11 protein-coding genes are annotated in these 13,891 nt (G+C 66.9%); 5 read left to right on the forward strand and 6 right to left on the reverse strand.

What is annotated here, in order from left to right; all coding sequences use genetic code 11:
• The first annotated feature begins 220 nt into the window (after positions 1–220).
• Complete coding sequence (gene pta / locus ACFTR6_RS08400; RefSeq protein WP_076800621.1) at positions 221–2,383, forward strand: phosphate acetyltransferase; 2,163 nt, start codon at positions 221–223, stop codon at positions 2,381–2,383.
• Positions 2,384–2,391: 8 nt separating this feature from the next.
• Positions 2,392–3,546: an acetate kinase gene (locus ACFTR6_RS08405; RefSeq protein ID WP_377957564.1), complete on the forward strand. Its 1,155-nt coding sequence runs from the start codon at positions 2,392–2,394 to the stop codon at positions 3,544–3,546.
• A gap of 69 nt (positions 3,547–3,615) precedes the next feature.
• On the opposite strand, the gene ACFTR6_RS08410 is transcribed toward ACFTR6_RS08405, so the two are convergent.
• The 3 genes from ACFTR6_RS08410 to ACFTR6_RS08420 are packed head-to-tail and all read right to left on the reverse strand — an operon-like array spanning position 3,616 to position 6,639.
• Complete coding sequence (locus ACFTR6_RS08410) at positions 3,616–5,151, reverse strand: putative bifunctional diguanylate cyclase/phosphodiesterase (RefSeq protein WP_377957668.1); 1,536 nt, start codon at positions 5,149–5,151, stop codon at positions 3,616–3,618.
• Positions 5,141–5,572: a hypothetical protein gene (locus ACFTR6_RS08415; protein ID WP_377957565.1), complete on the reverse strand. Its 432-nt coding sequence runs from the start codon at positions 5,570–5,572 to the stop codon at positions 5,141–5,143. Before ACFTR6_RS08415 ends, ACFTR6_RS08410 begins: the two co-directional genes overlap by 11 nt.
• The gene (locus tag ACFTR6_RS08420; RefSeq protein WP_377957566.1) at positions 5,572–6,639 is read right to left on the reverse strand and encodes a hypothetical protein; all 1,068 of its coding nucleotides are present in this window, start codon (positions 6,637–6,639) and stop codon (positions 5,572–5,574) included. The genes ACFTR6_RS08415 and ACFTR6_RS08420 overlap by 1 nt, the downstream gene beginning before the upstream one ends.
• A 211-nt stretch (positions 6,640–6,850) precedes the next feature.
• Here ACFTR6_RS08420 and ACFTR6_RS08425 point away from each other — a divergent pair, with 211 nt between their 5' ends.
• Positions 6,851–7,003 carry a hypothetical protein gene (locus tag ACFTR6_RS08425; protein ID WP_157365163.1) on the forward strand — a complete coding sequence of 51 codons (153 nt, stop codon included), beginning with the start codon at positions 6,851–6,853 and terminating at the stop codon, positions 7,001–7,003.
• Positions 7,004–7,073: 70 nt separating this feature from the next.
• Here the strand turns inward: ACFTR6_RS08425 and ACFTR6_RS08430 are convergent, their stop codons facing one another.
• On the reverse strand, positions 7,074–8,840 hold the full coding sequence (locus ACFTR6_RS08430; RefSeq protein WP_377957567.1) for an ATP-binding protein: 1,767 nt from the start codon (positions 8,838–8,840) through the stop codon (positions 7,074–7,076).
• Positions 8,841–8,975: 135 nt separating this feature from the next.
• Here ACFTR6_RS08430 and ACFTR6_RS08435 point away from each other — a divergent pair, with 135 nt between their 5' ends.
• A complete protein-coding gene (locus ACFTR6_RS08435; protein ID WP_377957568.1) occupies positions 8,976–9,350 on the forward strand; it encodes an STAS/SEC14 domain-containing protein in 375 nt (124 codons plus the stop codon).
• Between the two features lie 69 nt (positions 9,351–9,419).
• On the opposite strand, the gene ACFTR6_RS08440 is transcribed toward ACFTR6_RS08435, so the two are convergent.
• The gene (locus ACFTR6_RS08440) at positions 9,420–10,226 is read right to left on the reverse strand and encodes a methyltransferase domain-containing protein (protein ID WP_377957669.1); all 807 of its coding nucleotides are present in this window, start codon (positions 10,224–10,226) and stop codon (positions 9,420–9,422) included.
• Between the two features lie 351 nt (positions 10,227–10,577).
• Entirely contained in the window at positions 10,578–12,818 is a 2,241-nt protein-coding gene (locus tag ACFTR6_RS08445; protein ID WP_377957569.1) for a S9 family peptidase, read from the reverse strand.
• A gap of 658 nt (positions 12,819–13,476) precedes the next feature.
• On the opposite strand from ACFTR6_RS08445, the gene ACFTR6_RS08450 reads away from it, so the two are divergent.
• Complete coding sequence (locus tag ACFTR6_RS08450; protein ID WP_083706315.1) at positions 13,477–13,815, forward strand: hypothetical protein; 339 nt, start codon at positions 13,477–13,479, stop codon at positions 13,813–13,815.
• The last annotated feature ends 76 nt before the right edge of the window (positions 13,816–13,891 follow it).

Genomic DNA, 13,891 nt, shown 5'->3' on the forward strand with positions numbered 1-13,891 from the left:
TGGATGGACGGTCCCGGGGTGCTGGCCCACTCCGGGTCCGGGACGGCGAAAATGCGCCGACGTGGCGATCAACACCATTGTGTGCTCCCGGAAGCGCGGCAACAAGTGAAAGTATGGGGGAGGGCGGGCTCCGGCCAGCCCAGTCAGTACACCCATTCAGTACACCGGTACGTCCAATGCAGTACGTTCCACGCAGGAGCTTCCAACCAGAGGACAGATCATGGCCAAAGGGATATATGTCAGTGCGACCACTCCGGGATCGGGGAAGTCGCTCATAGCGCTGGGTTTGGCGGACACGCTGCACCGGCACGCGGACCGGATTGGTTTCTTCAAACCCGTGGTCCACGGAGACGACGCCGGCGCGGATCCGATGGTGGCACTGATGAAGTCCCGCTTCGACCTGGACGACCGGCGCTGCCGCGGCGGGCTGACGTTCACCGAGGTCCGCGGCCTGCTCGCCGAGGGCAGGCGCGAGGACATCGATTCCCGCTGCGTCGAGATCTTCGCTGAGATGGGCCGGCACTGCGACGTGATCATCGTGGAGGGAACGGACCTCACCGGCCATGACGCCGCCGTCGAATTCGACCTCAACGCCCGCCTGGCGAACAACCTGGCCGCGCCCGTCGTGGCGGTGGTGGGCGCCAAGGGCCGCAGCGTGGCGGAGGCAGCCGCCGCCGTCGACGTTGCACGCAAGGAACTGGCCGCCGAGAAGTGCTCGCTGCTGGCCATGATGGTGAACCGGGCCGACCCGGAGGACGTTGACGCGATCGTCGCCGCCGTGAAGCCCGGCGCGTCCGGCCGGCCCGTTTACGTCTTCCCGGAGCTGGAGGAGATCGCCCGCCCTACCACCGGCGAGGTGGGCGCGGCCCTGGCGCTGCGGCAGATCGCGGGCCGCGCGGACATGGAGCGGGACGTCCGGGACGTCAAGGTCGCCGCCATGAATGTGGGCAACTTCCTGAACGTGCTCGACGACGGTGCGCTGGTGATCGTGCCGGGCGACCGGGCAGACGTGATGGTGGCATGCCTGGCGTCGTCGTTCTCGCCCGAGTTCCCGGTCCCGTCCGGGCTGATTCTCACCGGCGGCCTGGCCCCGGACGCCAACATCTACCCGCTCCTGGCCTCCGCCCCGTTCCCGGTATTCGCCACGGAGGATGACACCTACACCACCGCCCGGCGCGTCTCGGAGGTGCGCAGCGAGATCTGGAGCGGCCACCGGCGCAAGGTGGCGTCCGCGCTGGGCCTGTGGTCCCGGCAGGTGGACGAGGCCGAGATGCTCGAGCGCCTGCACCTGCCCCGCGCCGAACGGATGACGCCGCTGCGCTTCCTGCACGACCTCATCGAACGCGCCCGCTCGCAGCGCCGCCACATCGTGCTGCCGGAGGGCAAGGACATCCGGATCCTGAAGGCCGCCGAAATCCTGCACCGCCGCGACGTCTGCGATCTGACCCTGCTGGGCCGCGAGGCGGACGTCAGGGAGCTCGCCGCGAGCCGGGGCATCGACCTCGCCGGCATCAACATCGTGGACCCCGCAACCTCTGAGCTGCGCCAGGACTTTGCCGCCAGGTACGCGGAGCTGCGGGCGCACAAGGGCGTGGACCTGGCCCGGGCGCTGGAGGTCATGCAGGACGAAAGCTACTTCGGCACCATGATGGTCCAGCTGGGCGTGGTGGACGGCATGGTCTCCGGCGCCGCGCACACCACGGCCCACACGATCCGCCCGGCCTTGGAGTTCGTGAAGACCCGGGACGGCGTGAAGATCGTTTCCTCGGTGTTCCTCATGCTCATGCCGGACCGTGTGCTCGTGTACGGCGACTGTGCCGTGAACCCGGACCCCAATGTGGAGCAGCTCGCGGACATCGCGCTGGCCTCGGCCGAGACCGCCGGCCAGTTCGGGGTGGAGCCCCGGGTTGCCATGCTGTCCTACTCCACCGGCGGTTCCGGCTCCGGCGAGGCGGTGGAGGAAGTCCGGCAGGCCACCGACCTGGTCAGGGAGCGCCGCCCGGACCTCGCCGTCGAAGGCCCCATCCAGTACGACGCCGCCGTGGACGCCTCCATCGCCGAGTCCAAGATGCCCGGCTCGTCCGTCGCGGGGCAGGCGACGGTGTTCATCTTCCCGGACCTGAACACCGGCAACAACACGTACAAGGCGGTGCAGCAGAGCTCCGGAGCGGTCGCCGTCGGGCCCGTCCTGCAGGGGCTGCGCAAGCCCGTCAACGACCTCTCCCGCGGCTGCACCGTGGAGGACATCGTGAACACGGTGGCCATCACCGCCATCCAGGCGCAGAGCCCGGCCGGCGGCGCGCCGGAAGCGTCCGCCACGGACCTCTCTGCCGCAGAACCGTCCACTTCGGAACCGTCCGCCGTTTCAGCAGCCAAGGCTTAGGAGGCCCCATGCTCGTGCTCGTCATCAACTCCGGCTCGTCCTCGCTCAAGTACCAGGTGCGCGATGTTGCCGAGGGCAGCGTCCTGACCGAAGGGCTGATCGAGCGGATCGGCGTGTCCAACGGCGGCCAGGGCGACGGCGAGGTGGTGGGGCCGGCGGACCACGCCGAAGCCCTCGAACAGGTGGACGCGGCCATCCACGACGTGCTGGGGGACCGGGAGCTGGACGCTGTGGGACACCGGGTGGTGCACGGCGGCGAGCGCTTCGGCGAGCCCGTGCTGATCGACAACGAGATCACCCGTGCCATCGAGCGGCTCAATCCGCTCGCGCCGCTGCACAATCCCGCCAACGTGCTGGGCATCCGCGCCATCACCAGGAAGTGGCCGGACATGCCCCAGGTGGCCGTCTTCGACACCGCCTTCCACCGCAGCCTGCCCGAGCACGCCTGGCGCTACGCCGTTCCCGACGACCTCTACACCAACCACGGGATCCGCCGGTACGGCTTCCACGGGACCTCGCACGAATACGTCACCAACCGTGCTGCCGCGCTGCTGGACATCCCGGTGGAGGAGCTCGACGGCGTGATCGCCCACCTCGGCAACGGTGCCTCCGTCACGGCGATCCGCGGCGGCAAATCCGTGGACACCTCGATGGGCTTCACTCCGCTGGAGGGCCTGGTCATGGGTACCCGCTCCGGCGATCTGGACCCGTCCATCCTGGTGTTCCTGGCCCGCACCGGCTGGAACGCGGAGGACGTCGACTCGATGCTGAACCGCGACTCCGGGCTGAAGGCGCTCGCCGGCAACAACGACATGCGCTCGGTGGTGGAAGCGGCCGAGTCCGGCGATTCCCGTGCCGCTATGGCCTTGGCGGTCACGTCCTACCGGCTGGCCAAGTACATCGGCGGCTACCACGTGGCGGTCGGCGGGGCCAGGGCATTGGTGTTCACGGCCGGGATCGGCGAGAACTCGCACCAGTTCCGTTCCCTGGTGGGGGAGAGGCTGGGAGCGCTGGGCATCGAGCTCGACGCCGGCCTGAACAGCCAGCGGTCCAAGGAACCCCGCGTGATTTCCACCGAGGCCTCCGCCATTCCCGTGCTGGTGGTGCCCACGGACGAGGAGCGTGCCATCGCCGAGGCAACAGCCGCCGTCGTCGGGGGTTAATCCCGTCGAGTGCTCCGTAGATGCCCTTATGAGCCCGCAAAACGGCATCTACGGAGCAACGGATGGGAATCAGCCGGGCCAGACGTCCTGCGACGCGAGGCGTTCGGTGAATTCGGCCGCGGGGAGGGGACGGCTGAAGTAGTAGCCCTGTCCGCTGATGCAGCCGGTGTTCCGCAGGTGCTCGGCCTGCTCCGCGTTTTCCACGCCTTCCCACACGGCCTCTAGTCCGCAGGCCCGGATGAGCTGGAGGATGGCCGCGATCAGTGTAGGCTGCGCGGGGTCGCTGCCGAGTGCCGTGAGCAGTGTCCGGTCCACCTTGACGCGGTCCACGGGCAGCCGCCGCAGGTAGCTGATCGAGGAATAGCCGGTGCCGAAGTCGTCGATTTCCAGGCCCACGCCGAGCTTCCGCAGGCTGGCGAGCGTGTACCTGTCGAGCTCGTTGCCCTTGATGATGTCGCTCTCCGTCAGCTCGAGGACCAGCAGCCCGGGCTCGAGGTCCGCGGCGGTGAGCGCGTCCCGGACGTCCTCGACGAACTCCAGCCGCTGCAGGTCCGCCGCCGAGACGTTGATGCGCATGTCGAAATTATGGCGGCCGGTCTCCGGGGAATTCCGCCAGCGCCGCAGCTGCTCCACAGAGTTCCTCAGCACCCAGTTGCCGAGCTCCGAAATGAGTCCCGTTTCCTCGGCGATGGGGATGAATTCGTCCGGCATGATCAGGCCGCGCGTGGGGTGTTTCCAGCGGACAAGGGCCTCCACGCCCTCGATCTTTCCCGAGGCAAGCTCGATCACCGGCTGGTAGTACAGCACCAGCTGCGAGGTGGCGATGGCCTCGCGCAGTTCCCCGACCAGCTGGTTGCGGAGCTGCCGGGCATGGAGCATGGCGGGCTCGAACACCCGCAGCTTGTTGCGGGCGTCGGCCTTGGAGGCGTACATGGCGATGTCCGCCTCCATGAGCAGTTCCTCGGAGGTTTCGCCGGGATCGGCAATCCGCAGGCCCAGGCTCGCTCCGCAGCGGATGGTCTTGCCGTCCACCTCCAGCGTCCCGTTGAGGGAGTCCAGGATCCGGTTTGCGACGGCGGCCGCCCTGGCCGGCGTGGTGGCAGGCAGCAGGACGGCGAACTCGTCGCCGCCCAGCCGGGCCACCATGTCTTCGTCGCGCACGCACGAACGGATCCGGGCACCCACCGCGGCCAGCACCTGGTCGCCCATCGAGTGGCCGTAGGAATCGTTGATGCTCTTGAAGGCGTCAAGATCCAGCAGCAGCAGCGCCGGCGGCAGCCCGCCGTCGGCCGCTTCCGCCTGTGCCGAGTTGACGGCGCTGACCAGCGCCGAGCGGTTGTAGAGTCCGGTCAGGGAATCGGTGAGCGCCATCTGCTGGAGCTCTTTGTGTGCCGCATTGAGCATCCGCGTGCGTGTTTCCACGCGTTCCTCGAGCTCCTGGTAGATGATTTGCAGGTCCTCGGCGAGCAGGTTGACGCCCATGATCACCGCGTCCAGTTCGTCCCGGGCCTCGGAAATTTCAATGCGCGAATGGAGTTCCCCGGCCGCCAGGCGGACGATGCCGTCCAGCAGCTTCCCGAGCCGGGGATCGTCGTTAGAGAACATCGTCAAGGTGGCTCAACCAGTCGAGGGCATCATTTTCGTCGGTGAAGTACCGGGCCGGCACCGAGCTAAATTCGCCGCCCAGCAGAAAGTGCCCCAGCAGCCTGTCCACCGGGGATTCGCCCAGGATCGCCCAGGCGGACACCGAGGGGATCGCCGCATAGGCGGCCCGCGCCGCACGGGTCACGGACTGCACACCGGTCAATTCAAGAACGACGGCGACCCTCCGGTCCCCGGCCAGCTCCCCAAGGCGGCGGTACAGTTGGCTGGCCGCGTTCTCGTCCAGGTCCGCGCCGCGGGGCAGGACCGCCTTGACGGCGAGGTCGGGCAGCACGGTGAAGGCGACGACGGGCGCGGGAGCCGGGCTCGCCGGGGACTCCGGCTGCAGCGGTGCCGCACCGGGAAACACTGTCGCTTCTGGCATTACCCCCCCTGGAGAAATTGCTGTTGGCGCCGGTCCGAACGCTCCTTTGAGGCGATAAAACCACGGACGGTGGCGCTACGCTCCGGTGCAGCAGCTGTATCGAACAGCGTAACGGCCTCGTCAAGCATCTGCAGGGATTCCGTCTCGTGTCCCTGCGCCATGAGGGCCTTGCCCAGGATGAAGGTGCCCTCCGCCGCCGTCTGGGTGGCGAGGATGGGGAACTTGGTGCGGAGCGGGGTCAGGAGGCTGATTGCCGACTCCATGTCCCCGGTGAGGTAGTACCAGTGCGCACGGACCAGGGACATCTCCAGGATGTCCCGTTCGCTGCCGCCCACCACCTCGGTAGCGAGTTCGGCACGTTCGATGCAGCGCAGCGTTGCGGCGTCAGACAGCTTGGCCTGGAGGCGCATTTCTGCGGATCCGCGGTTGAAGCGGGCCCACAGGTCGACGTCCTGCGAGGGCGAGAGTTTGCCCGCAGCGAGGTCGTGGTAGTGGCCACCTTCGTTGACCCGGTTGCTGAGGAACGCGACGTTGCCGATCACCCAGTAGGACTTGCCGGCTGTGTCCTCGTCCACGTGGTCGGTGAGCAGCGACTCCAGGTCCAGGCACTCCTGCCAGGCATCTTCGTGCCGGCCGCTTTCGGCCAGGGCGGCGATCAGGGCCTGCTGGGCCTGGATGTGAAGATAGACGTTCTCAAAGTCGCCGGCCACGAGCCGGGTGGCGGTGGAAGCGGCATCCACCGCTTCGGGGAGCCGGCCGAGGCCCTGCAGCGAATGCGCGAGCAGAATGGCGGCCCGGGCGCCCAGGTCGGGAGCGGAATGCGCAACGGGATGGGCTGAAAGTCCGGCGGCCAGCTGCTGGCACTCCTGCATGGCGCCCCGGTCGCGCAGGCATTCGGCCTGTAGCAGGACCATCTTCCACCAGCGCAGCTCGTCGCCTGCCTCCCGCGCCAATTCGGCGGCGTGACCGGCTTCCATATATCCCGCGGCGTAGTCCCGGCGCTTCCAGCTTTCGCGCGCGGCCAACTCTGCAATCACGAAGGGGGACAAGTCACGCTGCATGGGCATGCCCCCATTATCCATAATCCGCCCCGTGGACGGTGCGGCCCGGGGGCTAACTCCCTGTATTACGGCCAAGGCAAGACAGTGGCGGAAAAACAAGGCCAATCCTGTGGAATTGACAGGAAATGACTTGATTAAACCTTGATCCGATGACCGTATACTGTCGCCCGTAATACGCGATTCGCTTCACAGCCATAAACAATGAAAGGGACAGCGGATGAAGAAACTTGCCGCAACACTCGTTATGACCGGCATCCTTGCAGTGGCAGGTTTCGCTGCTCCTGCAAACGCTGCACCGAAGGGCGATACCACCTCTTCTTCCTCGAAGGCTGAAACCAACTACGCCTCCGTCGGCTGGTGGCCCAGCTAAGGCGGCAGTAGGCAGCCAGAATTACGAAAACCGCCCCGGGCCGCAGGTCCGGGGCGGTTTTCGCTTGGGATCAGTCCGTTTGCGGTGAGATGGCCGCGTCGTCGCCGCCGGCCTCGTCGTCGTCCGTTTCATCCGCCGGGGGACCGTCCACGGGGAGCTGCACCGCAACGGTGGTTCCCTGGCCCAGCGCGGAGGACAGGTCCAGTGAACCGCCATGGCGCCGGACGATGTCGTGGGCGATCGCCAGGCCGAGCCCGCTGCCCGGAATGGCCGCGGAGGAAGCGTTGGACGCCCGGTAGAAACGGGTGAACACCTGCGCGATTTCCTGCTCCGGAATCCCGACGCCGGTGTCCGTGACCTTGACGACGGAGCAGGGGCTGCCGGCCTGGGACGTGGCGGTCATGAAGCTGATGCTGATCCGGCCGCCGTTCGGGGTGAACTTGATGGCGTTGGCCACGATGTTGGTGAATACCTGCTCCAGCTGGGCTTCGTCTGCCAGGACCTTCACGTCCTCGTGCGAATCGGCGCCGGTGATGGCCACGTTCCGGGAATCCGCCAGCGGGCGCAGCGCGGCCACCACGATCCGCAGGACCTGGCCGAGCTCCACCTGCTTCAGGTTCAGGTTGCCGGAGGTGTCCTGCTGGGAGACCGTGAGCATGTCCTCGATCATCCTCCGGAGGCGGTCCGAGTTCCTGGAGATGACCTCCATCATGGATTCGATGCCGTGGGGAACGGGGCCTCCTGCGCCGTCACGGATCATGTCCAGGTAGGCCGTGATGGAGGTCAGGGGCGTTCGGAGTTCGTGGTTGACCGTGGCCAGGAAGTCTGTCTTGGCCTTGTCCAGCTCGCGAAGCTGCTGCAGCACCTGGAGCTGCGCGCTGATCAGGTGGCCCTGGATGAGGCTATGGGCGAGGTTGCCGGCCACATGCTGGATGAGGGCGATTTCGGCCCTGGTCCAGTCGCGTGCCTTGTCCAGCTGTGCAATCCAGATGATTCCCAGCGCGGACTCGCCTTCACCCACGGGCAGGGCGACCGAGGCGCGGACGGAGCCCAGGCCGGACCATTTCAGCAGTCCCTCGGCCAGGGCGGCCGACTGGTCAGACTGGTGCTCCGGCACCGTCTGGTGGTCCGGCACCGTCGGGTAGTCAGGAACGGTGTGGTGGTCCGGAACCGCCAGGGCTTCGGCGGCCGACCACAGCGAGGTGGTCTGTTCCCGGGCCGCGTCCTCAAGGGTGCCGAGCGTGTCCGGCAGTTTGGCGTGGCCGGGCAGCGACCATTGAGCGCTGATCCGCGGCACGCGGGAATCCTGGAACGTGGTGAACCAGACGTGGTCCACGCCGAGGGATTCGCCAAAGCCGCGCACCAGGTGGCTGGCCATCTGCTGGGGGCTGTTGGTGCCGCGGATGGCGGCGGAGACGTTACGGAGGCTCTCGCGCAGGAACTCGGCTTCCGCCCGGATGCGACGCCGTTCCCGGGCCCGGCCAATGAGGGTTTCCACCCGACGGGTGAGTTCCCGGGCCGGCGCGTCGTGGGAGATGTAGTCGGCGATGCCCCACAGTTCAAGACGGGCAAGGTCGAAGTCGCCGGCCAGGTCCACGAGGAGCAGCACTGGGGTGCCTTCCCACCGGTACCCGTCCGTGAGGGCCGCATCAAGAAGGACGACGGCGGCCTGCCCGCCTTCCAGCTCCCCGGCGAGGGAGCCGGCGTCGGGCGCCTTGCGGACGGTGAAGCCGGCGTCTTCTAGGACAGACGCCACCGCGTCCAGGCGTGCGGCATGAGTGAGCGCGACCACCGCCTCGCGAGGTGCGGAGGAATACTCCGCCGGTGCCTGGACCATGTGCCCCCTGTGTTGCGAGTGCCTGTTGAGGCTACCGTGACTTTGGACTCACATTATCAGTAGGCAGATCTGGGCCGCGTCCCGGAGGGATGTACCGTGATACTTGTCCACGCTAGCCCACCGCGGAGGTTTGAATTGAATTCCAACAGCACCGGACGCAACACGCTGTTCGACTTGCAATTGGATGCCGAAGGCGTGCTGCGGCTGACGTGGGCGAGGGACGCCAGCATTACCGAGGCGGACGCCGAGGCTGCCATGGAGCAGGTGAACGTGCTCTGCGGCGAGAGCCGGCATCCGATGATCGTGGATATGGCCACCACCGCCGATGTGAGCCGCGGAGCCCGTGCTGTGTTTGGCCGCCCCTGCCAGGCCTCGAGGATTGCGCTGCTGGGTTCATCGCCGGTGGACCGGGTGCTTGCCAACTTCATCCTGGGCATCAACAAAACCCCGTGCCCCACGAGGTTCTTCACGGACCGGACCGAGGCGCTCTCCTGGCTGAAGGCCCGGTAGTTCCCGGCCGGTCTTCGGTCCCGGGGCCTCTCGGTTCAGCGGGCCTTCAGTTCAGCGGGCCCTTCCCTTTCAGCGGGCCTGGAGCACGGCGAAGTAGCCCGGGATCTGTTCCGGGCGGTCGGCGGATGTGAGGGGCCGGGTCTCAAGGGTCACCGGACCGTCTTCCACCAGGTCCCAGCTGGCCTCGGGAAACGCCCGCCTGCGCTGTTCGGCGCCGAAACGGCCGGGCATGGGTAGCCCGCGGATGGCCCTCTCAAGCGGCCCGGGGATGGACTGCAGGGTGGCTCCGAGATGGCTGACGTACTGGACCGGGTTCCCGCAGAAGTTGGTTTCGGCCAGGAACACACGGCCCCGCCTGCCCACGAGCGGATGCAGCTGGCCGGCGAGGGCCGCCTGCGCCGGCTTCTTGAGTACATGCAGGACGCCCCGGATGAAGATGTTGGCTTCGCCGGGGAACCCGGCCCCAGCCAGGGCATCGGTCACGGCGCGGACGCCAGCGGGTGCTGTCATGTCGGCCGCGATGTAGGTGACCTGCTCCGCTCCATCTGATTCCGCGGCTGCGCGGGCAACGGCGTTTGCTGACACGTCCACCCCCAGGACATGCGGAAAGTAGGGGGCAAGGGCACGGGTGAAGACACCGCTGCCGCATCCGACGTCGACGAGCGGAAGGCTGGGGTCCAGCTGCCGCGTCAGGTGCTCCAGATATGCCTGCAGCTCGTGGTCGCTGCCGGAATCCCAGAGCACGTCGCCGCCGGCCCCGGTCGCCCTGACGTTGCCCCAGTACTGGTCCCAGGCTACGCGCGGGTCCTTCGGCGCGTTGGAGGACAGCTTCACCAGTTTCGGGAGCAGCAGGTATTTCTTGAGCGCCGGGAGCATCATTCAAATATATGTTGCCCGGAGCACAGTTCGGTTCAGTCCCGGCAGCGTTACGGGAGAGAGCCGCCGTCGTTCTTTCCCAAGTCCCAATCGATTGCTCCGTAGGTGCCCTTATTAGGCGTCAAAAGGTCACCTACGGAGCAATCGATGGTTTATTTGAGCCCGGCGCCTGGCACCGGTACTGTCCTGCCGTTGTCGCCGTTGCCTGTTCGTTCCGGCGCATTACCAAGGAAGGCCGCTGACCCGGGCGGGCAGGTGGCCGAATTTGGCAAATCGGTGCGAAACCCCGTCGAATGCTCCGTAACGGCCCTTCTGAGTGTTCAAAAGGGCCTTTACGGAGCAGTCGATGGCCTACTTGAGCCCGGCGCCGGGCAGCAGTTCCGTGGCACCCAGCGAATCGGCGATGAAACCGTAGTCCCAGGCGCGCTCCCGCCACTGCACGTAGCGGCCGGAAGCCCCACCGTGGCCGCCGTCCATCTCGATCTTCATCAGGATGGGTTCGCTGCCCGTGGTTTTGTTGCGCAGTTCCTGCACCCACTTGGCCGGCTCCACGTAGAGCACCCGGGTGTCATTGAAGGACGTGACCGCAGCGATCTTCGGGTAAGCGACCTCGCGGACGTTCTCGTAGGGTGTGTAGGACTTCATGTACCGGTACACCTCGGGATCGGTGATGGGGTTGCCCCATTCCTCCCATTCGAGGGCCGACAGCGGCAGTTCCGGATCCAGGATGCTGGTGAGGGGATCCACGAACGGAACCTGCGCCACGACCGCGGCGTATTTCTCCGGGGCGAGGTTGGCCACGGCACCCATGAGCAGGCCGCCGGCGGAGCCGCCCAGCGCGGCAATCCGGTCCGGCGCCACCCACCCGGACTGGGCCAGCCAATCGGTGGCGGCGATGAAGTCCGTGAACGTGTTTTTCTTGCTGAGCTTTTTGCCGTCCTCGTACCAATGCCGGCCGAGTTCCCCGCCGCCGCGGATGTGCGCGATGACAAACACGATTCCGCGGTCCAGCAGGGAAAGCCGTGCGATGCCGAAGCCCGGGTCCATGCTCAGCTCATAGGAGCCGTAGCCGTAGACCAGGCCTGCCGCCGTCGAGTCCTGGTTGACGGACCTATGCCGCAGTACCGACAGCGGGATACGGGTGCCGTCGGCGGCCACTGCCCATTCCCGGGTGGCCACATAGTCCGCGGAATCGTAGCCGCCCAGCACGGGGCTTTCCTTGCGGAGCAGCAGTTCCCCGGCGGGCTGCTCGGGGGTGGGCAGGACGAAGTCGTACACACGCGAGGGCGTGAAGTAGGAGGTGTAGCCGAGCCGGATCACGGGCGCCTCATAGTCGGAACCGCCAACCCCTGCGGTGTACAGCTCCTCGTCAAACGCCGGTTCCACCGGAGCCTGCTGCGAAGCGGTTCCCAGCCCGGACAGCCCCATCACCTGGACCCGCTCAATGGTGTCCTTCCGGATCGAGACCACGAGGTGGGTGGCGGTGACCCCCGCCCCGTTGACCCGGACGTCGTCGGAATGTTCGACGACGGTGGTCCACTGCTGCTCGGACAGCGGCTTGGACAGCTCGGCAGGGTCCACCAGCGAAACCATTGAGTTCACGGCGTTGCGGTTGTGGGTGAGGAGGATGCGTTCGGTCTTCTGGCCGTCGGGGCCCTCGAGCAGGAACGGTTCGGCCTCGTAGAGCACGCGCTCATTGCGGGAAATCACCGTGGAGAGGCCGCCGGTGGGATCGTCAAAGCGCAGCAGGCGCGTCTCGCTGTACTCAGAGCAGCCGATGCCCAGCACGAGGTAACGGCGGTCTGCGGAGAGCTCAAAGCCCAGCCACATGGCGGCGTCGTCCTCCTGGTAAACCACCTCATCGTCGGCGACAGGAGTGCCCAGGACGTGGGACTTCACCTGATACGGCCGCCAGGAGTCATCCACCACCGTGTAGAAAATGCGGGTGCCGTCCGGGGAGAAGGACACCCCGTAGAAGACGTTCTCGATGACATCCGGCAGCAGTTCGCCGGTCCGCAGGTCCTTGATCCGCAGCGTGAACCGCTCGTCGCCCGCGTTGTCCACCGCGTACGCGTAAAGGTTTCCGTCGATGGTGACGGCCGTGCCGCCCACGGAGAAGAACGGCTTGCCTTCAGCCTCGACGTTGCCGTCCAGCAGGACCTCCTCGCCGGGGATTTCGACGCCGGCCTCCACCGCCGGCGGGGTCCAGTCCGCCACCGGGTTGCCCGTGTTTTGGGCGCGGACCCGGCACTGGATGCCGTATTCCTTCCCTTCGACGGAGCGGCTGAAGTACCACCAGCCGTCCTTGCGGTTGGGAACGGACAGGTCTGTCTCTTTGGTCCGGCCCTTGATCTCCTGGAAGATGGCCTCGCGCAGCGGTTCCTGGTGGGCTGTGAGGGCTTCCTGGTAGGCGTTTTCTGCCTTCAGGTGTGCCACGACCTCCTCGGACTCCTTGTCCCGCAGCCATTCGTACTGGTCCACGAAGGTGTCCCCGTGGTGCGTGCGCTGGGTGGGCACCCGCTTGGCCACGGGCGGCCCGGGCATGGCAGCGGCGGGGGAACTTGCGGGTTGCTGCACGGAAGTGTGGGTCATTCCCTCAATATATAGAGCCGCCCTGACATTTGGGCCGCCGTTCGCTACCGGGGGAGTCCGCTGCCGGGGGAGAGGGCGGCTTTCTTACGCGTCGCGGACGCCCTTCCCGGCCCCTGTCCCCGTTCCGGCGCCGGGCGTATGCTGAACTCGCGTCAGCAATAAGGAACCCACAAGAGCCTTCGAGGGGGAAGCATGACCATTCCGCCAGTCCACGAGCCAGAGCCGTTCCCGCCGGAGCCCGGTCCCGATCCCATGCGGCCGGACCCGTCCCGCCCCGCACCGCCGAACCCCATTCCCACGCCCGAACCGCCAGGCCCGCTGCCGGTGCCCGACCCCGGTCCCGAGCCGCTGCGGCCAGACCCGACCAGGAGTTAGCCGGCCCCACCCGGAGCCGGCGGCCCCCGGACTCTGCGCCGCCGTCGAACGGTCGAAGGAGACCAAAATGGCCCGGGGACGCTGAACCCACGCGTCCCCGGGCCATTCGCATGTCCGCGGACCGTCCGCAGTGTCTGCGGACCAGGCGCGCGTCCCCGGCCCGGCCGATAAGTCCTGAAAGTCCCATTTCTGAAACATTTGGAATTTCCCTGTTACCTGAGTCACATGCACGCTAGGGTTATACCCGGTCGCAGCGTCGCGGCCGCGCATGAGGGGAGAAGTTTTGAACCAGAAGCTCAAGGTACTGGTCCGCGTGGATCTCGACTGTGGTGAGGCTCAGGTCGCCGCCCAGGGTCACGTAACCGCCCAAAGCATCCAAGCTCTTTACGTCGTTATGAAGCGCGCCAACCACCTTCGCCAGGGCCTGCAGCTCGTCGTCGATGTCAGCCACGCCCGCGTGGAGCCCGTCGCACTCGAGCAGCTGCAGGAATGCTCCAAAACGCACCACCTGCCGCGTTCCATTGATCCGCAGCAGTCCGAATGCAACGTCCGCGTCCTGGCTCCGGCCCACGCCGGCACGGGCGCCGGAGCGCGCCGCTTCCCGGTGGCAGCGGCTGCCTAGGGGTTTGCATATTTATCTGAAGTGAACACGCACTGAGGCCCCGGACTCCCTTTGGAGTCCGGGGCCTCAGTGCGTG

The sequence above is a fragment of the Arthrobacter sp. NPDC057009 genome (assembly GCF_042673905.1).
GTDB lineage: Bacteria > Actinomycetota > Actinomycetes > Actinomycetales > Micrococcaceae > Arthrobacter.

Excerpts from the sequence above, each read along its gene's own strand:
- ACFTR6_RS08445 (WP_377957569.1), bottom strand. The coding sequence starts at position 12,818 with ATGACCCACACTTCCGTGCAGCAACCCGCAAGTTCCCCCGCCGCTGCC.
- ACFTR6_RS08410 (WP_377957668.1), bottom strand. The coding sequence starts at position 5,151 with ATGTTCTCTAACGACGATCCCCGGCTCGGGAAGCTGCTGGACGGCATC.
- ACFTR6_RS08420 (WP_377957566.1), bottom strand. The coding sequence starts at position 6,639 with ATGCCCATGCAGCGTGACTTGTCCCCCTTCGTGATTGCAGAGTTGGCC.
- ACFTR6_RS08425 (WP_157365163.1), top strand. The coding sequence starts at position 6,851 with ATGAAGAAACTTGCCGCAACACTCGTTATGACCGGCATCCTTGCAGTG.
- pta (WP_076800621.1), top strand. The coding sequence starts at position 221 with ATGGCCAAAGGGATATATGTCAGTGCGACCACTCCGGGATCGGGGAAG.
- ACFTR6_RS08440 (WP_377957669.1), bottom strand. The coding sequence starts at position 10,226 with ATGCTCCCGGCGCTCAAGAAATACCTGCTGCTCCCGAAACTGGTGAAG.
- ACFTR6_RS08405 (WP_377957564.1), top strand. The coding sequence starts at position 2,392 with ATGCTCGTGCTCGTCATCAACTCCGGCTCGTCCTCGCTCAAGTACCAG.
- ACFTR6_RS08415 (WP_377957565.1), bottom strand. The coding sequence starts at position 5,572 with ATGCCAGAAGCGACAGTGTTTCCCGGTGCGGCACCGCTGCAGCCGGAG.
- ACFTR6_RS08430 (WP_377957567.1), bottom strand. The coding sequence starts at position 8,840 with ATGGTCCAGGCACCGGCGGAGTATTCCTCCGCACCTCGCGAGGCGGTG.